General features: G+C 38.2%; 25 protein-coding genes and 2 pseudogenes. 10 read left to right on the forward strand and 17 right to left on the reverse strand.

Annotated elements, in window-relative coordinates:
- Positions 1-275 precede the first annotated feature (275 nt).
- Complete coding sequence (locus AYR53_RS09515) at positions 276-596, reverse strand: nucleotide pyrophosphohydrolase (protein WP_068280550.1); 321 nt, start codon at positions 594-596, stop codon at positions 276-278.
- A 21-nt stretch (positions 597-617) separates the two neighbouring features.
- On the reverse strand, positions 618-1,103 hold the full coding sequence (locus AYR53_RS09520; RefSeq protein ID WP_068280547.1) for a pyridoxamine 5'-phosphate oxidase family protein: 486 nt from the start codon (positions 1,101-1,103) through the stop codon (positions 618-620).
- Positions 1,104-1,278: 175 nt separating this feature from the next.
- Here AYR53_RS09520 and AYR53_RS13805 point away from each other — a divergent pair, with 175 nt between their 5' ends.
- The 5 genes and pseudogenes from AYR53_RS13805 to AYR53_RS09545 form a co-directional block, all read left to right on the forward strand.
- Complete coding sequence (locus AYR53_RS13805) at positions 1,279-2,361, forward strand: restriction endonuclease subunit S (RefSeq protein WP_272481870.1); 1,083 nt, start codon at positions 1,279-1,281, stop codon at positions 2,359-2,361.
- A gap of 81 nt (positions 2,362-2,442) precedes the next feature.
- Positions 2,443-3,045, forward strand: a pseudogene (locus tag AYR53_RS09530) (site-specific integrase); the annotation flags it as partial.
- Positions 3,046-3,111: 66 nt separating this feature from the next.
- The gene (locus tag AYR53_RS09535) at positions 3,112-3,369 is read left to right on the forward strand and encodes a transposase (protein WP_017866964.1); all 258 of its coding nucleotides are present in this window, start codon (positions 3,112-3,114) and stop codon (positions 3,367-3,369) included.
- Positions 3,354-4,238: an IS3 family transposase gene (locus AYR53_RS09540; protein WP_105782191.1), complete on the forward strand. Its 885-nt coding sequence runs from the start codon at positions 3,354-3,356 to the stop codon at positions 4,236-4,238. Before AYR53_RS09535 ends, AYR53_RS09540 begins: the two co-directional genes overlap by 16 nt.
- Positions 4,239-4,277: 39 nt before the next feature.
- A pseudogene (locus tag AYR53_RS09545) lies at positions 4,278-4,595 on the forward strand (tyrosine-type recombinase/integrase); the annotation flags it as partial.
- Positions 4,596-4,811: 216 nt separating this feature from the next.
- On the opposite strand, the gene AYR53_RS13810 reads toward AYR53_RS09545, so the two are convergent.
- The 4 genes from AYR53_RS13810 to AYR53_RS09565 all read right to left on the reverse strand — a co-directional run bounded on the left by AYR53_RS13810 (position 4,812) and on the right by AYR53_RS09565 (position 12,902).
- Complete coding sequence (locus AYR53_RS13810) at positions 4,812-5,828, reverse strand: restriction endonuclease subunit S (RefSeq protein WP_239691354.1); 1,017 nt, start codon at positions 5,826-5,828, stop codon at positions 4,812-4,814.
- Positions 5,825-7,477, reverse strand: coding sequence for a type I restriction-modification system subunit M (locus AYR53_RS09555; RefSeq protein WP_068280538.1), 1,653 nt, complete (start codon positions 7,475-7,477; stop codon positions 5,825-5,827). The genes AYR53_RS13810 and AYR53_RS09555 overlap by 4 nt, the downstream gene beginning before the upstream one ends.
- An 18-nt stretch (positions 7,478-7,495) precedes the next feature.
- Positions 7,496-10,582 (reverse strand): type I restriction endonuclease subunit R, encoded by a 3,087-nt coding sequence (locus AYR53_RS09560; RefSeq protein WP_068281274.1) that lies wholly within the window; start codon positions 10,580-10,582, stop codon positions 7,496-7,498.
- Positions 10,583-10,757: 175 nt separating this feature from the next.
- Positions 10,758-12,902 (reverse strand): AAA family ATPase, encoded by a 2,145-nt coding sequence (locus tag AYR53_RS09565; protein WP_082920461.1) that lies wholly within the window; start codon positions 12,900-12,902, stop codon positions 10,758-10,760.
- Between the two features lie 123 nt (positions 12,903-13,025).
- Here AYR53_RS09565 and AYR53_RS09570 point away from each other — a divergent pair, with 123 nt between their 5' ends.
- Positions 13,026-14,198, forward strand: coding sequence for an IS256 family transposase (locus AYR53_RS09570; protein ID WP_068222179.1), 1,173 nt, complete (start codon positions 13,026-13,028; stop codon positions 14,196-14,198).
- Positions 14,199-14,542: 344 nt separating this feature from the next.
- Here AYR53_RS09570 and AYR53_RS09575 read toward each other — a convergent pair whose 3' ends face one another.
- The 4 genes from AYR53_RS09575 to AYR53_RS09590 all read right to left on the reverse strand — a co-directional run bounded on the left by AYR53_RS09575 (position 14,543) and on the right by AYR53_RS09590 (position 17,762).
- A complete protein-coding gene (locus tag AYR53_RS09575) occupies positions 14,543-14,875 on the reverse strand; it encodes a hypothetical protein (RefSeq protein WP_068280532.1) in 333 nt (110 codons plus the stop codon).
- Positions 14,872-16,164: a Y-family DNA polymerase gene (locus AYR53_RS09580; RefSeq protein ID WP_068280529.1), complete on the reverse strand. Its 1,293-nt coding sequence runs from the start codon at positions 16,162-16,164 to the stop codon at positions 14,872-14,874. The genes AYR53_RS09575 and AYR53_RS09580 overlap by 4 nt, the downstream gene beginning before the upstream one ends.
- Positions 16,145-16,546 (reverse strand): hypothetical protein, encoded by a 402-nt coding sequence (locus AYR53_RS09585; protein WP_068280526.1) that lies wholly within the window; start codon positions 16,544-16,546, stop codon positions 16,145-16,147. Before AYR53_RS09585 ends, AYR53_RS09580 begins: the two co-directional genes overlap by 20 nt.
- Before the next feature lie 463 nt (positions 16,547-17,009).
- Positions 17,010-17,762, reverse strand: a complete 753-nt coding sequence (locus tag AYR53_RS09590) for an NADPH-dependent oxidoreductase (protein ID WP_068280523.1) — start codon at positions 17,760-17,762, stop codon at positions 17,010-17,012.
- Between the two features lie 464 nt (positions 17,763-18,226).
- On the opposite strand from AYR53_RS09590, the gene AYR53_RS09595 reads away from it, so the two are divergent.
- From AYR53_RS09595 to yaaA, 4 genes are all read left to right on the forward strand, one after another.
- Positions 18,227-19,087 (forward strand): conserved phage C-terminal domain-containing protein, encoded by an 861-nt coding sequence (locus AYR53_RS09595; RefSeq protein ID WP_068280521.1) that lies wholly within the window; start codon positions 18,227-18,229, stop codon positions 19,085-19,087.
- Positions 19,077-19,838 (forward strand): DnaB-like helicase C-terminal domain-containing protein, encoded by a 762-nt coding sequence (locus AYR53_RS13875; RefSeq protein WP_068280518.1) that lies wholly within the window; start codon positions 19,077-19,079, stop codon positions 19,836-19,838. The genes AYR53_RS09595 and AYR53_RS13875 overlap by 11 nt, the downstream gene beginning before the upstream one ends.
- Complete coding sequence (locus tag AYR53_RS13880) at positions 19,835-20,278, forward strand: DnaB-like helicase C-terminal domain-containing protein (RefSeq protein WP_068280515.1); 444 nt, start codon at positions 19,835-19,837, stop codon at positions 20,276-20,278. Before AYR53_RS13875 ends, AYR53_RS13880 begins: the two co-directional genes overlap by 4 nt.
- A 181-nt stretch (positions 20,279-20,459) precedes the next feature.
- The gene (yaaA, locus tag AYR53_RS09610) at positions 20,460-21,224 is read left to right on the forward strand and encodes a peroxide stress protein YaaA (RefSeq protein ID WP_068280512.1); all 765 of its coding nucleotides are present in this window, start codon (positions 20,460-20,462) and stop codon (positions 21,222-21,224) included.
- Between the two features lie 184 nt (positions 21,225-21,408).
- Here the strand turns inward: yaaA and tnpC are convergent, their stop codons facing one another.
- From tnpC to AYR53_RS09645, 7 genes are all read right to left on the reverse strand, one after another.
- Positions 21,409-22,917, reverse strand: coding sequence for an IS66 family transposase (gene tnpC, locus AYR53_RS09615; RefSeq protein ID WP_068222405.1), 1,509 nt, complete (start codon positions 22,915-22,917; stop codon positions 21,409-21,411).
- A gap of 53 nt (positions 22,918-22,970) precedes the next feature.
- Positions 22,971-23,345 (reverse strand): IS66 family insertion sequence element accessory protein TnpB, encoded by a 375-nt coding sequence (gene tnpB, locus AYR53_RS09620; protein WP_068222408.1) that lies wholly within the window; start codon positions 23,343-23,345, stop codon positions 22,971-22,973.
- Positions 23,335-23,517: a hypothetical protein gene (locus AYR53_RS09625; protein ID WP_068222411.1), complete on the reverse strand. Its 183-nt coding sequence runs from the start codon at positions 23,515-23,517 to the stop codon at positions 23,335-23,337. Before AYR53_RS09625 ends, tnpB begins: the two co-directional genes overlap by 11 nt.
- Positions 23,518-23,984: 467 nt before the next feature.
- Positions 23,985-24,350 carry a type II toxin-antitoxin system PemK/MazF family toxin gene (locus AYR53_RS09630; protein WP_068280509.1) on the reverse strand — a complete coding sequence of 122 codons (366 nt, stop codon included), beginning with the start codon at positions 24,348-24,350 and terminating at the stop codon, positions 23,985-23,987.
- Positions 24,350-24,628: an AbrB/MazE/SpoVT family DNA-binding domain-containing protein gene (locus AYR53_RS09635; RefSeq protein ID WP_068280506.1), complete on the reverse strand. Its 279-nt coding sequence runs from the start codon at positions 24,626-24,628 to the stop codon at positions 24,350-24,352. Before AYR53_RS09635 ends, AYR53_RS09630 begins: the two co-directional genes overlap by 1 nt.
- 305 nt (positions 24,629-24,933) lie before the next feature.
- Positions 24,934-25,557 (reverse strand): GyrI-like domain-containing protein, encoded by a 624-nt coding sequence (locus tag AYR53_RS09640; protein ID WP_068280504.1) that lies wholly within the window; start codon positions 25,555-25,557, stop codon positions 24,934-24,936.
- 57 nt (positions 25,558-25,614) lie between these two features.
- On the reverse strand, positions 25,615-26,049 hold the full coding sequence (locus AYR53_RS09645; protein ID WP_082920464.1) for a GNAT family N-acetyltransferase: 435 nt from the start codon (positions 26,047-26,049) through the stop codon (positions 25,615-25,617).
- Between the last annotated feature and the right edge of the window lie 131 nt (positions 26,050-26,180).

The raw sequence follows: 26,180 nt of genomic DNA on the forward strand, positions 1-26,180 counted from the left end.
TTAAATAATTTAAATGATGGGCTATCTATAAAGGGCCAATTCAGAATTAAATTAATTTGAATTGGCCTTTTTATTTATCATTAAAAGTTCTATTGTTATACTAAAATATTTAAAAAGTAAGATTTATACCGACTTATTCGGCCATTAAATAATGGTTTATTTTGCAGAACCAAGTTACAACGTTCCTCCAGAAAACAATCTTTAAGTATCCCCTTAGAGTCCCTATCCTTACGAATATTATTTACTTATTTTTTATACCATTCCGAAAAATAAGATTAATCATCAATCTTCCAATGTCGCTTCTGATTAAAATCAACTTTCTTCTGCACAATTTCCAGTGGATCCACCCCTAATTTCTCACACATGTAAAAACTATAAATTAATGTATCAGCCAACTCTTCTTTTAAATGATCAACCTCGGCCTCATCCAACTGTTGACTTTCTGGTTTCCACTGAAAAATTTCTAATACTTCACTGGCCTCCAGATTCAGAGACTCGGCGAGATTCTTTAAATTGTGATATTTTTGCCAATTACGGTCATCACGAAATTTAATTAATTCCGCAATAACTTGCTGGTAATCTACTTTGTTATTCATTATTTGCTCCTGACCTGATTATTATTTTGGGTCATGGTGTGCCTTAACACTATATTGACTTACTATAATTTTAATGATACCTACATAGTCAACGTCATGATCCTTAATGTTAGCCCAAGTATGACCAGTTTCATGCACAAGAATTGTTTGTAATGCGTGTTTCTTAGTCACAAAATCAGCAACCAATTCGGCGTTCCCGGTGCCAATAATACTGTGATAGGCAAATGAATTTCTGCCTGGATCACCATTGTCCGATGCCATTAAATGATTGCCATCATCAATTTCAAAGCCAACTTTGGGCTGTTTGGCAATCAAATCCCGTTTACGGCCAATTGGCGCACCATGCACATAAATTATCAATTGCCCGGCAACAAATTCAAATCCATAATTTGTTGGTACAACATAGGGATAATCAGTGGTCTGAATCCCAATGTGAATGATGTGGGCAGACTGCAAAAGCGCCATAATTTCCTTTTGGTTAGTAACTTCTCTTTCTTTACGTCGCATTGGCTTTGGCCTCTTAACTGTTTTTCATTTAGTATACGCTATTGCAAAAAGTTTTAGCCTAATTTTATAATTTATAACTAACGCGAGCTTTAGAATCAAGTTGGTCACTTTATAAGAGTTCTCAATTGTTACACCCGGAGATTTTAATTATCTAGTTAATAAATCAACTTAGGAGATTCATGTTGTTAATACTTGGAACGAGCGTAAGCTAGGAGAGGTTTCCCATATAGTCGCAGGGGGAGATATTGATAAAAGGATTGTAGCGGATTCTGGTTATCCAGTAATAGGAAACTCGTTAATTAATCATGGTATTCAGGGATATTATGCTAGAACTTATCGTATAAAGGCCCCGGCACTAACTGTCACTGGTAGAGGAGATATTGGACGAGCCGAGGCCAGAAAAAATAATTTTACTCCAGTTGTTCGTGTTTTAGCAATTTCAACAAGTATTAACGTAGATTTTTTAGCCGCATCAATAAATAATCTTTCCATTTTGATTGAATCGACAGGAGTTCCTCAATTAACAGTGCCACAACTTTCTTCATACAAGGTAGATATACCTTTAAAAGAAGAACAAAGTTTAATAGGCGATTTTTTAATTCATTTGGACAACCTGATTACCGCAAATCAGCGTAAGCTAGAGCTTCTGAACCGATTAAAGAAAGGTTATTTGCAGCAAATATTTGATCAGAAATTAAGATTTACAGGATTTAAAGATGCTTGGCATAAATGTAAACTTGGAGATGCTGCAACCTTCATTAATGGTAAAGCCTTCAAGCAAAGTGAATTATTAGATTCTGGTAGATACCCTGTTTTAAGAGTTGGTAATTTCTATACAAATAATTCTTGGTATTTTTCAAATCTTGAATTGCAAGATAAATTTTATGCTAAAAAGGGGGATCTGCTTTATACTTGGTCCGCAACATTTGGCCCTCATATTTGGGCGGGCAATAAAGTGATTTATCATTATCATATTTGGAAGATTGAACTTAATAATAAAATAGAAAAACAATTTGCTTTAGAATTACTTGAAGCCGATAAAACAAAAATTTTAAATAATACTAACGGATCCACAATGATTCATATCACAAAAAATGAAATGGAAAGCAAAAAAATTTATATTCCAAATAATAATGAGCAGGAAAAAATAGGTAATTTTTTTCGAATAATTGACGATCTGGTAATTGTAAATCAGAAGAAATTAAAATTACTAAGAAAACAAAAAAAGGCTCTCCTACAAAAAATATTTATACAATAATTATTGCCAATTCAACAGATTTCCTGTATGAATAACTAGTCCGTCTAAATGGCGGTCTAATTTATTTATGGAGGTATCATTATGGCACAAAGTGTTAAGTTTTACAGATATTACGAAAGATGGATGAAATTATATAAAAAAGGTGCGGTGCAACCGGTAACGTACCAAAAATATCAAATAACTCAGCAACAACTTACCAAGTTAGCTCCTGAACTACGAATGAAAGAACTATCTCGTTTGACCTACCAACAGTTGCTGAATGATTATGCAAGTAATCACGAACGGCAAACGGTAATGGATTTTCATCATCATCTTAAAAGTGCCTTACTTGATGCCATTGATGACGGCCTACTCAAACGTGATCCAACAAGAAAAGCGGTTATTAAAGGAATTATTCAACGTAAGCATAAAGTGAAATTTTTAAATCAAAAAGAAACGCAGGCACTGCTTAATGGGTTGGATTTAGGAACTGAGATCAATTGGGATTATTTTATTCTATTAATTGCTAAGACTGGACTACGTTTTGCGGAAGCCTTAGGTTTAACACCTGATGATTTTGACTTTGCTCACCATCGTTTAGATATCAACAAAACTTGGAATTATAAAGAGAGACAAGGTGGTTTCGCCCTGACAAAAAATAGTTCTTCTGTTCGTAAGGTTGAATTAGATTGGCAAACAGTGATGCTGAAGGTAGTATGAAATCATGGACACGATTTAGTATAATTCCATAATAGGAAGGATTGTGTTTTTATGACCAAGAAAAAGTACTCAGTAGATTTTAGAAAAATGATTGTCAAGCTGTACCAGGATGGCGCCCCGGTAGCTGATCTTACAGACGAATATGGTGTATCAAATGTAACTATTTACAAATGGATTAATCTATATAAAGAAGACAAAGGAAGTGGAATTTCCAAATCAGATGTTTTAGCGTTGCAAAAACGTTTGAAACAGCTAGAAAGTGAGAATGACATCTTAAAAAAAGCCTTAACCATATTCGCCAAAAAGTAAACCCAGATGACTGGCAGACAGCCGTTGATATTAATTTGAAGCACCATAGTATCAAAGAAACCTGTAAAGTACTCTCAGTTCCACGCTCAACTTACTATGAACATCAGCAGAATCATGTATCGCCACAAGCCAAGCGTCGTAAGACACTTAGCCAGTCGATTAAACGCATTTACTTTAATTCTAGACGTATCTACGGGGCACCTAAAATTCTAAAAGCGTTACAAAAAGAAGGTAAGACTGCCAGTATTAAGCTAGTTCAACGATTAATGCGCCAAATGGGGTTAAAATCAATCACGCGCAAGAAGTGGCATTATCAACAAACTAATGATATTGATGCGACTGATTATTCAAATATACTCGCGCAAGATTTTCGTACAACCAGTCCAAATCAAAAGTGGTGTGCAGACATAACTTATATTCACACCAAAGCCAATGGCTGGTGTTATTTATCAAGCATTCAGGATTTATATTCACGTAAAATCATTGCCCATAAAATCAGCCGTCATATGACTGCTGATCTTGTGATCAGCACTTTTCAACAAGCCTTTGAAACTAGAAAGACGACTAATAACTTAATTGTGCATACCGATCTGGGTAGCCAGTACCGCAGTGCTGGCTTTGAACAGATCTTAGCGCAACACCATATTCGCCATTCTTATAGCAAGCGTGGCTGTCCCTATGACAATTCATGTTTGGAATCATTTCACGCCAGTTTGAAAAAAGAAGAGGTTTACCAACACCATTATCAGGATTTTGAAGAAGCAAATGCTGCAATATTCAGCTACATTGAGAGCTTTTATAACAGTGCTCGAATTCACAGTAGCATTGATTATTTAACTCCAAATGAAAAGGAAAAATTAGTCGCTTAAATTATACATAAAATGTGTCCAGATTCTTGACCTAAATCCATGCAATTTTCGCAACTTATTAAAAATTTACCAAATGATCAACCAATTTTTGTTAAAGGTCGTATTCATAACGATACAGTGAACCATTACCTAGAGCGATTATGCAATAAGGCCGAAGTTCCAGTAATTTCAATTCATGGATTACGTCACACTCATGCATCTTTACTACTTTATGCTGGAGTAAGTACAGCATCAGTAGCCCGTCGGCTTGGTCACGCAAATATTACGACTACTCAAAAAACGTATTTACATATTATCAAAGAATTGGAAAATGAAGATAATGATAAAGTTATGCGACATCTCGCCAATTTAATGTAGTCAAACGCGCAAGCTCCGAAAAGGAACTTGCGCGTTATTTTAGATGAACATTTTTTGGAGTAGGGATTGTTTCTGCATTTTGAATGCATCTATTTTAGATCCAAATTTTACAATTAGACCATCAATATTTTGTAACAAATCTCGAATCCGGATCTGTTCGTTGATACCAGGAAACATTAATTTTAGCTTCTTTAATTTTTTTAGATACATATAGGTTCATGAACCACCTTGTTTTTGTATTAATGCATATCTTTTAAATGTATCTCCATAATTCAAAAGATACTGCAAAAAGTACGGATTTAGGGCACTAGTTGTTTTAAAAACTGGATATAAAGTACTAACTATTCCGTAATCAACAAGTTCGTTTATATTAAATTTAAAAACTTCGTCATCGGACATGTGTCGGTATGTGAAGTAACCTCTTGGAACAATATTATAACCAATATTATTTTTTGATGCGATTTGATGTCCACCATAGTAGTCCATTTGTAAAAATAATCCTTTTCTTGATGAGGTCAAAATTGGATATTGATTATTTATTTTAGTTTTTCCCGAATATTCTATTATAAAACTTCCTAGGGTATGATCTTTCCAAGCATCTGGGAATTCTTTAAAACGTAATTCTTGATTGATTATTCGTCGTATAAACCCTTTTTTTAATTGATTCAGAAGCTCCAACTTACGTTGATTTGCTGCAATCAGGTTATCTATAGTTTTAAAAAAATCACTAACTTTTTTTTGTTCTGATAAATTTCTAGAAAGACTAATAATTAGTTTTTTTACAATGCTCGCTGAAAGATTTCCTTGCCCACCTTGTAAGTAAGTACCTGTTATGATTTTTTTCTGTCTTTTTAACCATTGGGTAATTAAATATGGATCGTCTTTCTGTATTGGATTAATGGCCAGAACAGCCTGATTAATTGCTCCATTAATTTTTGATATTCCAACTTCTCCACTGGTTGCACCATACAATGCAAATAAAATATCTCCCCTTTTGACCATTTTTGCTGATGAATTATCTAATCCATCTTCTGTTATAAACAGTTCTGTTGAACTTTTATTAATTTCTCCAGATCTAATAAATGGAATATTTCCACCATAATATTTTTTGCTTTTTGCACTGGGTGTTCCTCCAGAGAAACAAGTTGCTATATCATTCAACACACGCTCGTTCCAATCGTCACTAAACCCCTTAAACCGTATCAACGGTACTCTTCGTTTAACTTCAGTCATTTTCCAAGCACCTCTTTAAAATGATCTAACATGGCCTGTGATTCTTCATCTGTACCAACTAAATCGTTGACTTGCGTCATAACTTGTTTCTGTAAATCAGCAATTTCTTTATCAACACTGACCAAATCGTCGGCTACTTTGGCCAAATTAATGGGTTTTTCTTCCTCAAAGGTATCCACGTAACGAGGAATATTCAAATTAAATTCGTTCTCAGTAATCTCATCAATTGTGGCAACGTGAGCATACTTGTCGATATCTTTTCGCTCAGAATATGCGTTAATGATTTTATCAATATCTTCATCTCGTAAAATATTTTGATTCTTACCTTTTTCAAAATTATTAGACGCATCAATGAATAAAATATCCTTGCCCGTCCTGTTCTTTCTAAAGACTAAAACGACTGTTGGAATACCTGTGGAGAAAAATAGACCTGCTGGTAAGCCAATTACTGCATCTAAATAATTCTTTTCAATTAAGGCCTGGCGAATCACGCCTTCTGCTCCACCACGGAAAAGTACACCGTGAGGTAAAATAATTGCCATGGTTCCTTCGTTATTCAAGTGATAAATACTATGTAGTACAAAAGCAAAATCGGCTTTAGAAGCTGGGGCCAAACGGCCATAATCTTTGAAACGAGGATCCTTCATCTTATTAGTGTTGTTATCCCATTTAATTGAATATGGCGGATTTGCGACTACCGCTTCAAAGCTACGAGGATGATCAATTCCCTGCGCATCCATTCCATCAGGCCAATCCGATTCCAACGTATCAGCATTCCGTAAATCCATATTTTGATAATCAACACCATGCATCATTAAATTCATTCGCGCCAAATTAAAAGTTGTTGTATTTAATTCTTGCCCATGAAAATTAACGTAGCCAGGTTTGCTGCCATTAGGAATTTCACTTTGAACAGTTAATAACAGTGAACCTGAACCCATGGCCGGATCATAGACTGAGAAATGATCAGCGTTTGGGTCAACATTCAGCGCAACAAGTTTCGCCAACACTTTTGAAATTTGATGTGGCGTGTAGAATTCACCAGCCTTTTTGCCAGAATTACCCGCAAATTTAGCGATTAAATACTCATAAACATCTCCAAGAACGTCATTACCACTAGCATCATTGAAGTCAAACTGATCAACTAACTTAACGATACCACTCAAAGCCTTTGCCCGTGCTGTTGTACTATTACCTAAGCGTGAGTTACCCAAATTAACGTCGGCAAAGATTTCACGAAAATCATTTCTTGCATTAATATTAATTCCAGCATTTTTGTTAAAACTATCAAACATATCTTGAAAGTCCGATGGTTTGATCTCATCTTCCTGAACCTTCTTAACAATTGTCGTCCAAGTAAACTGAGGTTCAATTGCATAACCTAGTGTATTTGAAATATCCTGAATATAATCAGTTAAATCATCACCAATTGCATCCCGTAAATAGGCATCATTGGCCGTCTCATTTTCTTCTGGGGTCACAATCTCTTGTTTAACCAAATATTCTTCTTGATGTTCCGACAAATAACGGTAAAACATAAACCCTAATATATAATTCCTAAATTCACTAGCGTCCATATTCCCTCGCAATTCATTTGCCATTGCCCATAATTGGGACGTAATATCCTGTGCTGTTTTTTCGTTAGCCATATTTCCATCCTTTTATAATTAATATTTTTCGACAATTTGATCCGCAAATTTATTAAATGCGCTACGTAGTTGATTACGATATTTAATTTTAGATAATTTTTTAACTGTCTCATCCTCAGCATCTTCACGATAATACTGTTGACCTTCAGTCAATATTTTCGTCAATTGTCCCTCAACATCAAGATCATCGGATTTAAGACTATGATGTTTCAATAAATCATTAACAACCTGCCGATTACCTTCAATATCGATTAGGCCCCACTTGCGGCGAAATCCTAATATTTCGGTTCGGCGCGTTTGCTGGTTATGCGCCTCAATTAAATGATTAACATCCCTAGACTGAACTGGATAGGCTGGCATAATCTCTGGGCTTACGTTATTATCATGAAGATCTTTAGATACTCGCTTAATTTGTTGGGCGTACTTTAAATCATCCATTTGATCAACCAACTTGTTAACCTTCGAATAAGTAACATCGGCCTCACCAGTGCCTTCATGAACCTCATTGGCCAATTGAGCAATTAACTCTTCCAAATAATCGTAATTAACTTCAACTTCACGTAAGTGTTCCATGTCTAAAGACAAATCTGAGTAATCAATAGGCTGTTTCTTTACAATCTTTTCTTTTATTTCATTGGCCAAGGTTGTCGTTAAAAGTACCTCTTGATCAGGCTCAATATGCAGTTTAGTCAGTAATTTTTCTGGATCATTATAGTTGTAACTATCATCTTGCTTTAATTTAGCAATGTCAGCATTATATTTTTTTAACTGATTGTAGGCTTCATTACACTCACCCTCACTGGCAGGTGCTTTAGTAAAATCTGACGTTAATTCACGTAAATCTTCGACTACTTTTTGAGTTTCACTTAGTAGTTCCTCAAAATCTGGGGAAAGCACATCAACAACAGAATCAATAGTGAGTTGAACATCTGCGGAAGCGCGATTGGCATATATTGTTAGCGCCTCATTCATTAGTTTCTCTGAATTTGCTGGCCAACGATAATTAATGATTCGGCCAAATGGTTTATGTTGCATATCCTGAATTCGATTAGTTCGTGAATAGGCCTGAATTAGGTTGGCACCCTTTAACGTACGATCAACATACAGCGTATTAAGTTTAGGGGCATCAAAACCTGTCAATAATTGATCAACTACTATAACTAGATCCAAATAATTACCATCATCAACTGTTCGGTCCAGCCGTGAAACCACACTTTCGGTATATTCTTTGATGTTTGTATCATCATAATAACCACCAAATTGAGCAGTATAGGCATCAATCGCCCGTCTTAAACCATGGTTTGTTTCAAGCATATTCTTACCATTGGAGCTATCTTGACTAAAAGTAACAGCGACCTTCAACGGACGTTCTAATTCTTGGTTACGGCGTTGAAATTCATCAAAATACATCATTGCCATCGGCGTCGATGCTTTACCACCGCCAACGTGTGTTGTCAGTAAGGCGTTGTAGCGGTAGTCACTGGAACGATTCCGCCACTTTGAAACAATATCATCGACCACAAGTTTGACGTGCGTTTCATTAGTATCATAGACACTTGTATTAACTGTATCATCCATATCTTCTTCAGATAAATTGCTTATCTTTACTTCAATTTGTTCCTGTGTCCACGTAGGATACTTTTCAGCATAATACTTTGGTAAATATTCTTTTTTTAGAACTTCAATTGGTAAAGTCGTATTAAAGTCCACCTTAAAACCAAGCACATTGCCATCAGCAATTGCTTCACGAATGGTATAAGCATGAAGTAAGTCACCAAAGATTTGTTCAGTCGTAATTCCTTCAAATACGGGTGTACCTGTATAGCCAAACCAAAGCGCCTTTTTAAAGCCTTTTTTAATTCGTTGTAACATCTCACCACTAGTGGAACGATGTGCCTCATCCACGATAAAAACAACATTCTTATTAGGTGATTTAAAGCTTTCACGCTGAACTAATCGATCTAATTTCTGAACAGAAGTAACAATGATACCAGAGCTTTTAGTTTTTAATTTACGCGCGAGGACATTGATATTAGCTGTATCAGAAACAACACCATTTTTATTTTCTTCATCAGAATCAGGATCATAAGCTGCATACTTTTCGGCAGTTTGGTTTGTTAACGCAATTCGATCAACAACAAAGATTACCTTATCAACATTTGGTAAGCGAGATGCAAGCCAAGCTGCCTTAAAACTACTAATTGTCTTTCCTGAGCCCGTTGTATGCCATATATAGCCGCCTTTTTCGCTATCAATGCCAAAGGCGTTTTCCTGAATTTTACGTATAATTCGCTTAGTTGCGTACACCTGATAAGGCCGCATCACTTTTACCATTTGCTGGTTCTTGGTTCCATCGAGAATCATATAATTTGTTGCCATTTGGTGTGCCATCGGAATTGAGAGCATCTTGTCGGAAAATTCCTGCCAATCATAAACTGGGCTGTTGTCTTCTTCTCGCTGCCAATGAAAAGCAAAATCAGTATTGAACATATTCGCATTCGTATTGGCCATGTAAAGGGCATTGTGTGGTGTTATCCCGATTAAAATTTGAACTGTAGAAAAGATATCAGTGTACTGTTCTTCATCAATATACTGTTGCATTTGGCGTAGTGCTTCCTTCGCGTCATGACCATCAGCCTTTTCCTCAATTTGAATAATTGGTAACCCGTTAATTAACAACGAAACATCAAATCGACGATCTCTTTTGGACGCCAGAACTGCGGGACGTTCAATTTGATTCACAATCTGATAAGTTGTCGTACCGGCACCAACCTGTGCTTGATCGAAGACCGTTAAGAAAACATGCCGTCCATCATCCAAATCTACCTCAACCTGTGATACACCATTAAGACCATATAAAAACTGTCCAGCCTGATAGGGTGTTTTTAAATTTTTAATTTCATTTTTAACCTGTGCAAATTCCGTGTCACTCAACGGAACCTTCAAGGACTGTTGATTATTCTTTTCCAAAATCAACTTAAAGTTTTGCCAAAGCTGTGCCGTTGTTTTAATGCTATCAATATAACGCCATTGTTTGGTGCCACCAATTTGCGTTAAATGATCGATTAGGCTTTGTTCAAACCTTAGTTCCTTGCTTTCTTTCATTTTAAATCTTCCATTCTGGTAGCTGATTGCTACCATTTATGTATTTTCCTTCATTATACATTAAGAATGCCTTATTTTATCTGCGTTGGATCTAATAACCTGAATTTTGTTTGTATTTAGGCTTTCTAAGGTATATAAAAACAGCAATTTTTAAATTGCCGTCTTTCAAGAAAAATTAATTTTCTGATACCTTTTTATTCAACCGATTCATTATATCATCTGGTGTATGGTGTCCAAAGTGACCTTCTCCATTATTGGCTCTAAACACTTGGTACATTAGCCATATAATTTGTCCCTTAGTTTTTCCATTTGGATCACCCTCGAAATCCTCAATATCATCTATCTCATGTGAATTGACATCAAAATATTTTTTTGCTTCAGGAATATTCTTATAAAAGTTGTTGGCCGAGATAGCATTAAACTTTATGTACGTTGTAATAATGCGTCGTATTGGATTAAGCATCATTACCGGTTTATTCGCATTGTACAAAAAATATAGTTCTTCCCATAAGTCATCATAAGTAGTATGGATATCCATATTAGAATTTGAAATTGCCTTTATGAAAGATTGGTGACCAGCAGTCTGAAAATGAAAAAATCTATTATGGTCATCATTTTTTTTACTTTTATATCTGAAGGGATATTTAACATTAATATAGAAATGAATATTATGCGTCAAAAGAATCAAAGAATCAGTTTTCTTAAGCCCACGACATAATTGTTGAATTTGCGTAATCATCAGATACTGTGAACTATCGTCATTACTATTCATTGGATCATCAAATATGATGATTTTATTAGTATTTTCTATTGCATTAGTATCTTTTAAAGAATACACAAAATAAAGAAAAGCAACAATATTACGTTCTCCCGTGCTCAATGATGATATATCACGCTTCTTTTTATCTAGGCCAATAATCTCATATTGACCGCTTAGTTCATTACTTTTTTTGATAAGATGTAGTGAAAAACTAGCATGGCCTAAGTGTTGTAGATACTTATTTATTTCTTCGGCGGCCTGGGCCTCATCTTTACTGCTTTTGAGCAAATCCTTTTTCTTCTTTTTAAAAGCTTCATATTTATTTTCCATCAAATTAAATTCTTCTTTAATGGACTTCTGCTGTATTTTTAATTGCTTTAATTTACCAAGTGCTTCTGCATAATTAAAACTATTAAGCTGTTCCTGAACTAAATGATAAAGTAATTTATTTTTTGCTTTTCTCTGTTCCTTAGCTAAATTATTGTTAAAAATATTATTTTGTTCAAATAAGTTATTTAACCCAGACTGTACCACCTTTAAATTATCAGGTAATTCAATTTCTAATTCGGATGTTCTATCAAAAAGTTGTTTCTTCTTTTTATCTAGGGCCCGTAATAAAGTAGTCAAAACATAATTCATCGATACAATTGCTAAATTTAATGATTTATTCAAATCCTTAGCCTGATTACGAAATTTAGGATAAAAGGTTTCAGGTGTCAGAAGTTTAATTTGTGCTAATTTTTTGACAGCTGGATTAATTAGGGCAATTTCTGAATTGATCTTATTTTCTAAACTATCTACAGATTTAGAAAAATAAGCATCCAGATCTTTCCAACGCTGATCATCAATAGGTTTCCCACAAAACGCACACTTCTCTCCTGCATTGCGTTTGTGGATCGACATTCCTTGTTTTGCAAAATTTTGTTTATCTGGATTATTTTCCAGTTCTTTTATAACTATGGTTGGTGTAACACTTTGTTTCAATATTTTATTCGTTACATCTAAATAAATTTGCAGATCTATTTCAGGTAAATTCGGTTTTATACCGGTATTAAGTTTTCTTGTTTGAAAAGTATCCCCGGCCGTTTTGAACTCATTATCATCAAGTAACTGTGCATTTGGAATATCATTTTTAAAATAATTTTTATTATATTTTGGATCTGTTAATCTCCTATCGTCAAGTTTCAATGTTCGAGCAGATTTTATACAAAACTTATCGATAACATCTTTTTGATTTTTTAAATCTTTATTTGCTTTTTCTAAATGTGAATAGAAATTTTTTTTGCTCTCTTCAGGGAATATTTCCGCCTCTAACTTTTTAATTGCGATATTGACAGTTTCAATTTCTTTTTGTATGACCACATTAGTTTCACCAAGTGAAATTGCATTTAGTTGCTTATTGTCTTTAACAAAACGATCGTATCCTTGAAATGGCCGAATATCATACATATCACTGTATTCATCTATTATTGCATTCACCAAACTAGTTTTACCAGTACCATTCTTTCCAAAAATAAAATTTTTATTTGATAGACCAGTAAATTCTTTGTCCGAAAAGATATATGTATAATTAGATAAGAGTGTTTAAATAATTATGTGTAAATGATTTATTGAGAATTGAAAAAGGGAAGCCTCTCCCTTATGATAGTTAGCGTCTAAACAAACATCACAGGAGGCTTCCCCATGAATCAGTTTACCAAAGAAATCGTCACAGCACTAGCACAGCATCAGGATCTAGCTATTATTTTTAAAGACCAACTAGAAACGGCCGTTAATGAGCTATTACAAAATGAACTTTCTGCATTCTTGGGTTATGAGCCCTATGACAGGAATGGCTTCAATTCAGGAAATTCTCGTAATGGACACTACATGAGAACCTTTAATACAAAATATGGCGAATTGAAGCTTACGATTCCCCGTGATCGGAACGGAGAATTCGTTAACCACACATTACCAGCCTATCAACGCCGAACAGATCAGTTAGAACAAACCGTCATTCAGCTTTATCAAAAGGGAATTACCACTCATGAGATCGCAGATCTGATGGAAAAGATGTATGGTTCCTATTACACGCCACAGACAGTTTCCAATCTAACTAAGGTAGTTAATGAACAAGTTGAAGCTTTCAAGAATCGAACGTTATCAGAAAGGTACGCCGTCGTTTATTTAGATGCCACTTATCTTCCCTTACGACGTGACACAGTTGCCAAAGAAGCAGTTCATATTGCGATTGGCATTCAACCTAATGGTCATAAGGAAGTGCTATCTTACAAGATAGCTCCTACAGAATCTAGTTCTGTGTGGTCTGAAGTACTAGCTGATTTGAAGCATCGTGGCGTGCAACAAACCTTACTTTTTGTGGCTGATGGATTGGTTGGCCTAGAAACTGCCGTTGGCAAATATTATCCGGACGCCGTTATTCAACAATGCCTAGTTCATGTAAGCCGTAATATTTCACATCATATCCGGGTTCATGACCGTCAAGCTGTGTTAAATGATTTTAAGTTAATTCATCAAGCAACCAATAAACGAATGGCTGAGCACAGCTTAGCCAACTTTGTTAATCATTGGCGCAAAAGATATCCCAAAGTTACACAAGAATTATTAAAAAACCAGAAATTACTGGTATGTTTTAATTTTCCACCGGCTATCCGTTCTAGTATTTATAGTACCAATCTTATCGAATCATTTAACAAAAAATTTAAGCGGCAAACAAAGAAACGTGAACAATTTCCCAATGAAGAATCTTTGGAAAGAACCTTAATGACCGTAATTCTTGATTACAATGACAAATTTGGTCGACGGACACATAAGGGGTTCAACCTAGTTCAAGACACTTTAGAATCAATGTTTTAGTTCAAAGGTGAGAGGCTTTTTCATTTACACATAAAATTTGACACTCTCTTAGATAAATCAATACTATTAATCAATAATATTTCTCCTTCATAAAATATATTCTCGCTTACCTATATGATTTTATCATGAATGCGGCAGCTATTGTCAGCCAAATAGACCAGCCCAAATTTGTCCAAGAATAGTCTATTGCATTTAAAATTTATAATATAATCAATGAGAATTTGCTACTATGTCGGACAAGATAGAGTAATAATAAATTGTCTCAATTTTTCCATAAAAATATTACATGTCGTTAACATGAGGTGGGGCATCGTTATTAGACCTACTCAATCTATTCCGCCTTATTATTCAGTCACACTCCCATGTCCATGCACTCGATCCACCAAAACAGTAGATTCAGGCCTAACTGGCCACCTAGTATCACGAAATTCAATCCGCAAATTAGAATGCACCTTCAAATCACGTAACATAATCGTGTAAGTATCCTTATCGGACATTTCAACTCGCGCCAACTCATGGGAATCAGTTAAGGGTTGTTTAATATGCTTGTTATAAAGATAAAAGGTATGAACTTTATCGTAATAGTCAGCGACAATCACCAACCAATATTCATGATTAAATAGCTTGGTAAACTTCGCATCGTAGCGTTCTAGTAGTTCTCGTGATGCCTTTATCATGCCTTATGACCTCCTACTAAGTCTGTTCTAGCCAGCGCAGTTGCCCCTTCTGAAAGTGAGCTTGCGCGCATCAATGCTTTGAACCCATATCTGTTTCTGATCTTATCGATGACTGTGTCTAATTTCATGCTTTGAAGTTGCATATCTGGGTCCTCAAATAAATCAAGTTGCATTGCCTGCGGAATAGAGAGTTTGCTTGCTCTGACTCCTAGAGAACGTAGCATTTGCTTATTCCAACTTTTTTCAAACAGGTATTTAACGGCGTTTTGGAGCCCCCGGGATGAGTTGGTTGGTTGAATATGCATTTGTGTTGAATAATGTCCCCGGCCTTTCGCATCTGGTTCGCCAAAACCAATTTCTATCTGAACAATCTCACACTCCACGTTATCTTTTCGCAAACGGGTAGAAACTTGGTCGGCGATTTCTCGTAGGACAAGTTCGATTTCGTGTGAGTCGGTATAATCCTTCATTAACACTTGCGAATTACCGTAGCCCTTAGATTTACTTCGTGGCAAATACCGTCGTTCTAACAGGCTATAATCAATTCCCCAAGCATGATAATATAATTGCTCGCCCATCACACCAAGGCGGCGTTTTAGCATATTAACGTCAGCATGAGCCAAATCATAAACTGAATAAATCCCAAAACTGCGTAACTTATTTGCATAGGCATTCCCAATTCCCCACATGTCAGTCAGATTAGGTATTTTCCAAATAGTTTCCGGAACATTTGCGTACGTCCACCTTGCTATCCATGGTGCTTTGCGTTTGGCGGCATTATCTAGGGCTAGTTTGGCCAGCAAAGGATTTTCGCCCATGCCAACGGTGGTCACAATGCCGGTTTCAGCCTTGACCTTCTTCTGGATAGCTTGGGCAATTTTAAAATTACTACCAAATATTTTATGCGAGGCTCCTACATCGATGAAGCTTTCATCAATCGAATAGGGAAACCAATGCGCATCATCGGTGAATTGGCGATAAATCAGGTTGATTTCGTAATTTTTTTGAATGTATCTTGCCATGTGCGGTTCGACTAAATTGATATCCATCGCAGGTTTTAATTCAAATTTTCTAGTTCCTAACTTAACCCCATACTCTTGCTTGGTGTAAGGACTAGCGGCTAGAATTAAACCACCTGAGGATTCTTCACGACTTAATACAGCAATATTCGCTGATAATGGGTCTTCACCCCTAGCAACGGCTTCACAACTGGCATAGAAGCTTTTACAGTCAATACACATCACATCATGGCGCGGTAATTTTGTTGGATCACTTAATGGTGTGCTCATAGCTGAACCACTTTTCATTTTGCGACGCCGTAATGTTACGAATATCTTTAGGTAAAATCTGCCGAAGCGTGCCGTCATCTTCTTGAATAACAACGCTATGATTGGCTTGACCGATGACGACGCCCTTTAAATCAGGTAATAATTGACCATTTCGCCAAATTCCAAGTTGGATCGAGATCGTCCATTTCTTAGTCCATGATTGAGTCAATAGTGTATCGATTCTTTTACTGTCCTGAATTGGCCGTGGCAAGGCTGGCGCTTCAGAACCCTGCTCAGCTTCCATATACATCGTGTGATCGCTCATAAAAAAGCCCATCCATTTCATCATGCCACGATCATCATATAACCACTTATCACGTGGGACATCATAAACAACACTCATCGAAAGTCTCCCATCTAGAACATCCGTTCGTATTCAATGTCTCTATAATACAAACATATATTCCCCTAAGTCAAGTCTCTCCGACTAAATTTTTTTAACGCGCAAATTGTAAAATTAATCAAACTGTTCCAGCGTGAAAAGCGGCCTGCTCTAGCAATTTTGGCATCAGCAAGTAATTCACTCAAAAGCAACCTGACAACTTTAATTGAGCAAAAGTATTAGAGAATCATTGAGTATTTCATCCACATCGTAAAAATGACTTAAATTAAATCAAAAAAGTGACCTAACCATATTCTGTTGAATTGGTTAAGTCACTAATGTTCGGCATCTTTTAATTAAATTGAATTCCAATCGTTTTTTCAAAACATCACTTTAAAAGTTTTGCCAATGCTAGTCCTAAGTTATTTTACAAGGCAACCAATCACTTCACGTATCAGTCACCAACTTCCCCAACCCCAGTTAGCTATTCCAACAAGAAACCCTGCCGCCGTAGCACTGGTAATAGTTCAGCACGCTTAGCTGGCCGCAACATTAATCGTTTCTGAACCTGATTAGTGAAGGTATCCACCCGCCGATTGGCATCACGCAAATCGTAGTACTCATGGACCTTGGCATCATAGTCAACTAAGTCTGGTTTTACCGGGGTCGGTAACTGGTAAGTATTTTCAAAATGAACAAAGCGTTCCGGCAAGCGTGGTTTTAATTGTGGCTTTTGATCGGGCCAGCCAATAGCTAAACCTAACACTGGAAAGGTTAGTTGGGGCAACTGCAAAATATCAATAATTTGTTGGGCATCATTTAAAATACTGCCTAAAATAACCGCACCTAAACCAAGACTCTCGGCTGCAACAACTGTATTTTGGACGGCCAAACTGGCATCTGACCAGGCTGCTAAAAAGTGATCCGTATCACCTAAACGATTGGCTGTCTTCCCCATTTCCGCGCCGATCTGTTGATTACGGTGTTGATCAGCGACAAAAATAAACAAATGGCCATTATCCGCCACATATTTCTGGTTAGAAACCGCCGCAATCTGCTTTTTTTTGGCTGGATCAGTCACACTGATTATGCTAAATGCCTGCTGAAAATTTGAAGTTGCTGTATGTTGTGCTACCGCAACTAGTTCGCTGATCAGTTCGGCCGTGACTGGTTGCTGTTTAAACGTCCGAATCGTTCGGTGATCTAATTGCTGGGCAATCGTTGATTCCTTTAACATGCTAGGACCTGCTTTCTTAGAAAAGTTATAGCTTCATTATAGAATATAAAACGTAGTGCTGCCAGAGCCTTAACCAGGGGACGATAAATTTCACTGTCCAGACAATTTTGTGGCACCACTGATGCCAATAACCGACCAATAATCAAAATTGACACGCAAGTTTTGCCAGTTACCGCACTCAATATTGCGCCATTTTCTTTTTAAAGTTGGTACCGTGGCCCATACCGCTACTGGTAGCGGTACTGAAAAGCGCTAGCGGTATTAATATCGGTACTAATTATTGGTAGCGCCACGCTTACCGGTACCAAAATAAGGCAAGTTTAAATAAAAAAAGTTTGCTAACTATTCCCGCCCTAACAACCTTTTGAACCGATCAGAAAAATAAATGTTATTTTAGTGACACTTTTTGGAGGCCTGCGGGTTTTATATCTATAGAACCCTAATTAAGAAAGAAGTGTTAACCCATGTCTAGTTATTTTACTGTACCAATCAATCTTTATCAGCAACCTGAGTTCCGTTTACTTGCACAAAATCAAGTCAATACTTATCACGCAAGTTTTCGGCTTTGGCATTTTTTACTAGCCGAAGCGGCCAATAATAATGATCACGGGCGAATTTCCGCCGCTGCAAGTCTGGCGTACACCGTTAAAGAGATCAAACAAATTAGCGGCATCACCAACAACCGCAGCGTTGACCAACTCTGCGGATTACTCATCAAAGTCGGTTTACTTTATGAAAATGAAAAGCGAGCCTTGTACATTGCCAATTGGAATCAATTTTGTCCCGAAACACAACCAGTTCATGAAACAGAACCAATCAAAACTGAAACAGTTAAACCAGCACAAGTAACGTCAGCAACCAAAAATCAAAAAGCACTCAATCTCAAGCACCCAGCCACGCCCACTGAACAAAAGCAGGCCCAACAAATCATTACTGAATTAGCCCAAATTAGCGGCAAACATTTTCCTGAAGCCGAACGCCACGAGGAGTACGTTGTTGCCTGGCTGCAACTGGGTTACCTACCAGAACAATTCAAGCGAGTCAGTTTGGCCAAGTCGGCTGAATGGGGTAATCAAATTGAAATGCGCAAATTTGTCCGACCGCGGACGCTGTTTGGCCCTAAATTTATCAATTACGTCAACGATATTGTACCGGAGCAGCCCGTAACAGTGGTTCACCACGTAGAACCAATGCCGCGAGCCGAAAGACTTCAAGGTCTGTACCTAGACTGCGATCGTGACTTAGACGAAACATTTCGGCGCGCCAAAATTGAGGGCATGCTAATCACTAAGGAAGAATTAGAGGTGGAAATCGATGGAATTTGAACAAAACGCAGTTGCCTACCTAGTTGATCACCCAGATATTTGCAAAAGTACCGAAATTGAAGCGCGTTGGTTTCACGTCATTAAATTTCAACATCTTGTCAAAGTCATTTTAGAAAATGATGGTGACTTCAAGGATTGGGTGGACGTCAAGCGCCGTTTCTTCTTGGCTTACCCACTGGATTTTGCGGAGGATGAGTGGGTTAAGTTGCACGACACTGGTGTGACCACCAAGACGTTCAAGTCAGTCCTGCAAGGATTAAAGGCTTGGTATTATCAGGGCGAATTAGAAGCACTGGCCGGCCGTTACGCGAAATATCCAACTAGCGAAAATATGCTAGCGCTGGGTGAAATGACGGAATTGGTTCGGGTCCTAAATCTACCGGAATTACCAACCAAGAAATTGAGTGAATACGCGGATGATTTACGTTATTACTTGGACCATTCCCGTTCGGCCGGTATTAAAACGTTCCAACAACTGAATAAGGTGCTTGGCAATGGCCTATGTGGTGGCGTACTTTGGACCATTGGGGCACGGCCGGGAGTTGGTAAATCGGCCTTTGGCTTAAGTTTTATTCAAAGTGCCCTAGCAATTGATCCAGAAATCTGCGTCGATCATTTTTCATTAGAAATGACCGGCGAAGATAATTTCAACCGAACAATTGCCTTTCATACTGGCATTCCCGTTAATCAATTGCGCAACACGTCAATTTACACGACAAAATTCTGGTTCTACCGCAGATTATCAAAGTGATTCGGGAAAACGCCAAAAAAGCCTCCGAAAAAGGGGTTAACTATTTTGCCATCGTTGATTACCTACAAATCGTTAGTTTGGCACGAACCAAGGCTCGCGTTACTGATCGGCGTTTAGAAATCGAGGCCATCACCCGGGAACTCAAATTACTAACGAATGAACTGAACATTCCGATCATTTTATTTTCCCAGTTAAATCGTGAACTAGAAAAACGGGTTGACCGCAAGCCACAACTGGCCGATTTACGCGAATCCGGCAGTATTGAACAAGATTCCAACATTGTTTCTTTCCTTTATTTGGAGGACCAGGTTCAAGAACGCAGCAAAATTCGCAATATTAATTTACTATTCCGCAAAAATCGTTCCGGTGAACTAGCGGAGATTCCATTAATTTTCGATACGCAACAAATGAAATTTATGCCGTTGGATAGCCCGAAATAAGGCTGGCTTGGAGGCCTTGTGTGGCGGCGGAGCGATTAATGTTGTGCGTTAACAAAAATGTGTCTAAAAAAGCAGGCTCCTGCGCTGTTTCAAACACTTCCCAGCAAAATATTCACGCAACCACGTTTAACCCAATAATTTCTGCTAAAATACAAGCAGATAGAACAAGTGAGGTTTCGCCATGAAAATTATCATTGCACCAGCTAAAAAAATGAAAATTGATACCGATTCATTTCCCATTGCTGCTCTGCCCCAGTATTTAAGCGAAGCCGAAGAACTTTTGCTGGCAATGCGGCAATTATCCTATTCAGAATTAAAAACCTTGTGGCAGTGTAGTGATAAGCTTGCCCAAACTAATTACGATTGGTTACAACAAATGGCGCTAAAAGAGCAACTGACACCGGCGTTACTGGCCTTTTCTGGCATCCAATATCAATATATGGCGCCAGATGTTTTTACCGCTCCTGCACTAACCTACGTGCAGGCCAACTTACGGATCCTATCCGGCTTTTACGGTATCCTGCGTCCATTTGACGGGGTTGTCCCCTACCGTCTCGAAATGCAGGCTCGTTTAAAAAGCGGGCAAAGTACTAATCTGTACGACTTTTGGGGTGCCAAACCCTATCAGGCGCTACACGCACAGGCCGAACCAATCATTAACCTAGCGTCCCAAGAATACGCCAAAATAATTCAACGCCACCTCCAGCCTAACGTGCAACTCATTGATATCGTTTTTGGCCATTGGGTAGATGGCAAAATCAAGACCCGGGCCACGTTGGCCAAAATGGCCCGGGGCGAGATGGTTCGTTTTATGGCGGAAAATAATATTAAAAAGCTGGCTGATTTACGGCGCTTTGACCGACTGAATTATCACTACACACCAGAATTATCAGCTGAGACAAAACTAGTGTTTGTTAAACAACAATCGGATACTAATCAAATTTGATAGTGAAATAAACCGAATAACTGGTCACCCACTCACTATAATTTCTTCAAGGGAGTCCCTTTGTTCCATGACGTTAGCCTTTTCAAGGTAAGCAGTAAATAATCGACCGTTTAAAAAAGGCAAACCGGCTTCTCGAAATTGAGAAATCGGTTTGTCTTTTACATTACGCCACTATTTCTGGCTTCTATTCATTTGACGCTTTATTTCTATCTTGATGTCTTGCCCCAGAATAATTCCATGGTAAATAACCCTCTAGCTGGGCCAAATCGGTGAAACTAGGGTGTTGGGGCATTGTTTTTAATAAATAGGTGATATAGCCTCGCGGATCAAGCCCGTTAGCTTTAGCACTTTCCACTAAAGTTAACCAAATAGCCGTTGATCTTGCGCCTGCTTGGCTGGTACTGAAGAGCCAGTTCTTTCGACCAATCACCAGGCTCTTCATATTGCGCTCCGCCGCATTATTACTCCAGTCCATGATACCAACGTTGACTAGCCGCTCTAGTGTAGATCGTTGATCGATCGCGTAAGTGACGGCTTTACCCAAACGTGATTTAGGTAATACGTCGGCCGAATCGATCCACTGCCAGAATCGCTTCAATAATTTACGCACTTTACTACGGCGTCTTCGACGACGTACCCGGGGCGAAAAATGTTGCCATTGACGCTCCAAGGCAAACATCTCGTCAATTAGCGCTAAGGGAACACTGCTAATTGGCTTACCATTAGCTTGGGTGGCATCGTAAAACTTACGGCGCACATGCGCCCAACAACCGATACGCGTAACACTATTTTCTAACAGATTATAGCCGGTATAGCCATCACACTGCAGGATGCCGGTAAAGTTCCGATATAACTTTTGCGCAAAGGTTCCTGAACGCGTACTGCCATAAGCATAAAAAATGATTTGCTGCGGACTTTGTTTTACTGTTCTAGCCACCCACATATATGATTTAGCGGCTGCTGTTTTACCAGGCTCACGTAACACCTGCATCGGTGTTTCGTCACCCTGTAAATAACGTTGGTTGCTGAGTCGCTGCTGTAATAAATTATAAATTGGTTCGACCAACTGACTCGTTTTGATAATCCAGTTTGAGATTGTTGCCTCTGATAACGCAATACCCAAGCGCTGCCAATCTGCTAACTGTCGGTATAGTGGTGTTGCCAATAGAAACTTTTTATGAATGATCTCCGCGACTAACGAAGCCGAGGCGAGACTATGCGGAATTAAAGCGACTGGCGTTTGGGCTTGCACCAAATGAGCGCTGCCAGCTTCAAGCTCACATTCAGAACACTTATAGGTTTGCGTATAAATATGTTCTCGATAAAGTTTGGCCGGAATGAAATGCACCTCTTCACGAACAAACTTTTTCCCAACCGGTGTCAACTCGTGCCCATAGGCACATTGTTGCGTTGGTAGATCAATAACAGTTTCTCTTACTGGTAAATCACGACTTAGAGTTTCTTGCCGTGTCTTTTTGCGCTTTTTCTTTGCCGGTACTTGATCTGCGTCGCTTTGTTGGCCAGGTTGCTCTGGCGTGATAAAAACACCGTCATTACCTTCTAGTAGTGACAGTTGGTTAGGATCAATTTGTTCTGATTTTTGACCGTAAATTTTTTTAGTCAAGTAGGCAACCATTTCAGTTAGTTCCGCGACTTGCTTACGTAGCGCTATAATTTCTTCTTCGGGTGTCATTAGCTTTATCCACTCAATCCGTATTTGTTGAATTGAGTTTACCATGTCTTACACTAATTTGGATAGTTATTTTTTCTTCTTTCATGTCCAGGCGGACATGTTTGATGAATTGTCGCGTCTAATGACCAACCACTGAGTAATCGTGTCAACTGTTTAGAATTTAATTTACGGAGTGCATTCTGATCAGTCGGCCATTGAAGTCGACCGTTTTCGATCCGCTTATAAAGTAATAAAAAACCATCACCGTCCCAAAATAAGGCCTTAAAACGGTCTTTTCTGGTTCCACAGAATAAATATAAGGCGCGATTGTACGGATCTAAATCAAATTGATCTTGGATAACACCAGCTAAACCATCGATTCCCCGACGTAAATCGGTTTTTCCACAAACTAAAAAGACCTGTTGAATCTGTCGTTGATCAATTATCACCAGCGAACACCGCCTTTAAAACTGCCTCTAAAATATAGTTGTTAATTCGATTGTAAACTACGACCGATTTATTAGCATCAACTCTAATTTGCAGGGCTTTTGTTGCCATAGTAGATCGCGATTGAGAACCAGAATGATCCATTTTAATTTGAACAATATCCGGTTTATCCAATAAAAATCACCTCACCAATTATTTGATGAGGCAATCATAACTTGAATTAAATTATTTTTGAAGTCGGTCAGTTATTTACTGCTTACTTTTCAAGTAAGACATCGTCAACAAGAATACGTCGGTGATCAGATTCATGTGCAACCAAACGCGTATAAAATCGTCCTGACCAAATTACTGCCTTATTTAGACTGAGGTTCTGGGCAAAAGGCCGCCTCAATATAATTACAAATAGACGTAACGTAAAAAGGATCGCTATCAATTAATTTTAAATTGATGACGATCCTTTTGCTATCTTTGCGTAAATGAAATACAAACTGCCAAGCCAAGAAAGCAAACCTTAATTAAGTTGCTACTTAAATAATGAAGAGAGCTTCTGGCCTAATAAATGAACGGACGATCATGAAACCAAAAGCGGCGCATCATTAATCTAAATTGAACGCGGAAACTCATGGCCACACTAGATTGGTCTAAAGTCCGTAAATGTTACTGATAACATTCAGTGCAGTTTTTAGAACGTTAGGGCGGCACTGACCAATAATTGTGCCATGCCTAGCGCAATAATCATAGCCCTTTAATTGTGCAAACAACACCATGCCGCTTAGCCGCAGTTTTGGGTCGACCACTTGCATCATTAATGGGTCATCATCTCGTAGCGTGTGTGTCACGGGCATAACTTGAACGAAAGGCGTATTTTGATTGAACTCTGTCGTGCTGACGACTAGAAACGGCCGTGCAATATTACGCTTACTCTGATTATGACCGCCAATCTCATGATCAGCATGGGGCTCGGCATCCAGCCAAACAAAGTCACCTTGTTTGGGCATAGTGACCATTAGTCATCAACCCTTTCGTGGCCAATTGGTGCTATTTTGTCAGGATTATAACCAAGGTCATTTACTTCTTGGGCAAAATCGTGCTTTTTGACAGCGGCCGAAGCAAATAGATTAATTGGTTGCTTGGGCTTAACTGGAACGTAAACTAGTTGGTCGTTAATACGCGTTACGGCAAGCTCAACACCTGGTTTGATTCCCGCCTCTTTTGGGATGGTGACCGCGATCGAGTTGCCCTGTTTACGGGTTTTAAAAATACCTAAATATTCTTCCTTAATCATGATTGATCACTCCTTATCTAGCGTAATAATAACACGTATTAACAGTATTAACAAGATATACGTGGGTCGCTCAATTAGGAACTAGTAAATTTAAATTGGATATCCAGTAAAGTCGCCCGAATTAATCCTAGGAAGTGTTACAAAAGACCCCCAAGTTCTCCTTGGAAGCTGAAAATTATTATTGGCTTCGCTGCGGATAGCGCTCAAACTAGGATGATCAAAGCCCGCGTTGCAGCCAAATACGCTAATAAGTTTAATGTTTCATACGCTATCCAAAAACACAAATTTAAGTCAATTGCCCAGAGTTAAATCTTTTCAACGCCAACCCGCAGAATCGTTTTACGTCTTTCTTCTGGAACGCGTCGAAAATCAGAGATGTAGATTTCTTTATGTTCCTTTGAAGTGCGCCGATAGCCATTACTTGTCAGATATGCTTCAAGCTCAGCAAAGCTTTCGGGTTCGTCATCAAATGACCCAATGTGCAAAATCATGCCCACCGTTTTTTCAGTGATGCTTTCAAATTTGACCTGGGCTAACAAGTCTGGTGCAACCTTATCCCGGGCCAATTCAACTGCCTGTTTGAAAACTTGCTGGTTAACAAAACTGGGTTGCTTAATCATAATCTGATACTGTAAATAGTCTTTATCCAACGGGCCAACACGGTGGCCTTCCGCCAGCGACCAAAACCCCTCCAACGGGTAAACGGTATACTCAAACGCGCCGGGAAATTCGATTCCTTTTTTGGGCGCCATTCGAATTGCGTAGGCGATAGGATAAAGGGCACTAATCTTTCTGGCAAACTCTGGGCTGTTAGGATTACCCTGGCCGCTAAGCGTGATGAAATTTTGTAACGGTAAAGTTGTGATCGATGGTGCCTTCTTTAAGGGATAAATTTCTTTTTCAGATTGACGCCAATTGATTTTTTCCATAATAATTCCCCTTTTGCTAGGTGATTAGCTCCGGCTTAAAAGCCTTCGGCACGATTTTTATTCCGCAGCCTGCATGGTGAATTCAACTTCGTTGGTATCCGAATCCACGCCCTGCTTCACAATGACAAAGCCGTGCGCCTGATAAAATTTAACGGCGTGGTCATTTTTTTGATAAACCGATAACGTTAACGGTGATTTTATTGATTTTGCCCGGGCAACTAATTTTGTTCCTAGGCCTTGATTTTGAACGTCTTTTCGAACAAACAGGCCGGCAATATAATCATCCACTAGTCCTAAGAAACCGCAGATTTGATCATCTTGCTCAGCGAGAATCAGTGTGGCGCCCTGAATCTGCTCGGCCACGGCGGCGTAATTTTTGCGCCAATAGTCTGATTGGATGAAATCATGTGCTTGCGTATTGCCCAACAACCAAATAGACATGACCTGCTGCAACTGCGCCGCATTAAGTTTATTTACGATTTTAATTTGCATCACATTTCTACCTCAAAATTTTAATTTTTTTGTTTAAGTAATTGCTAATCTTAGGCCAATTATGGCATAAAAATGGCACAGTTGATCGGAAACATCAATGTGCTAAATTTTAGAGAATTTAAACCGCGCAA

It is taken from the genome of Loigolactobacillus backii (assembly GCF_001663675.1).
GTDB lineage: Bacteria > Bacillota > Bacilli > Lactobacillales > Lactobacillaceae > Loigolactobacillus > Loigolactobacillus backii.

Bases quoted from the DNA above. Each gene is read 5' to 3' on its own strand.
- yaaA (WP_068280512.1), top strand. From the start codon at position 20,460: ATGAAAATTATCATTGCACCAGCTAAAAAAATGAAAATTGATACCGAT.
- AYR53_RS09520 (WP_068280547.1), bottom strand. From the start codon at position 1,103: ATGCGACGTAAAGAAAGAGAAGTTACTAACCAAAAGGAAATTATGGCG.
- AYR53_RS09575 (WP_068280532.1), bottom strand. From the start codon at position 14,875: ATGATAAAGGCATCACGAGAACTACTAGAACGCTACGATGCGAAGTTT.
- AYR53_RS09535 (WP_017866964.1), top strand. From the start codon at position 3,112: ATGACCAAGAAAAAGTACTCAGTAGATTTTAGAAAAATGATTGTCAAG.
- AYR53_RS09595 (WP_068280521.1), top strand. From the start codon at position 18,227: ATGTCTAGTTATTTTACTGTACCAATCAATCTTTATCAGCAACCTGAG.
- AYR53_RS09570 (WP_068222179.1), top strand. From the start codon at position 13,026: ATGAATCAGTTTACCAAAGAAATCGTCACAGCACTAGCACAGCATCAG.
- AYR53_RS09590 (WP_068280523.1), bottom strand. From the start codon at position 17,762: ATGTTAAAGGAATCAACGATTGCCCAGCAATTAGATCACCGAACGATT.
- AYR53_RS09560 (WP_068281274.1), bottom strand. From the start codon at position 10,582: ATGAAAGAAAGCAAGGAACTAAGGTTTGAACAAAGCCTAATCGATCAT.
- AYR53_RS13810 (WP_239691354.1), bottom strand. From the start codon at position 5,828: ATGACTGAAGTTAAACGAAGAGTACCGTTGATACGGTTTAAGGGGTTT.
- AYR53_RS09630 (WP_068280509.1), bottom strand. From the start codon at position 24,350: ATGGTCACTATGCCCAAACAAGGTGACTTTGTTTGGCTGGATGCCGAG.
- AYR53_RS09635 (WP_068280506.1), bottom strand. From the start codon at position 24,628: ATGATTAAGGAAGAATATTTAGGTATTTTTAAAACCCGTAAACAGGGC.
- AYR53_RS13875 (WP_068280518.1), top strand. From the start codon at position 19,077: ATGGAATTTGAACAAAACGCAGTTGCCTACCTAGTTGATCACCCAGAT.
- AYR53_RS09645 (WP_082920464.1), bottom strand. From the start codon at position 26,049: ATGCAAATTAAAATCGTAAATAAACTTAATGCGGCGCAGTTGCAGCAG.
- AYR53_RS09585 (WP_068280526.1), bottom strand. From the start codon at position 16,546: ATGAGTGTTGTTTATGATGTCCCACGTGATAAGTGGTTATATGATGAT.
- AYR53_RS09640 (WP_068280504.1), bottom strand. From the start codon at position 25,557: ATGGAAAAAATCAATTGGCGTCAATCTGAAAAAGAAATTTATCCCTTA.
- AYR53_RS09580 (WP_068280529.1), bottom strand. From the start codon at position 16,164: ATGAGCACACCATTAAGTGATCCAACAAAATTACCGCGCCATGATGTG.
- AYR53_RS09515 (WP_068280550.1), bottom strand. From the start codon at position 596: ATGAATAACAAAGTAGATTACCAGCAAGTTATTGCGGAATTAATTAAA.
- AYR53_RS09555 (WP_068280538.1), bottom strand. From the start codon at position 7,477: ATGGCTAACGAAAAAACAGCACAGGATATTACGTCCCAATTATGGGCA.
- tnpC (WP_068222405.1), bottom strand. From the start codon at position 22,917: ATGACACCCGAAGAAGAAATTATAGCGCTACGTAAGCAAGTCGCGGAA.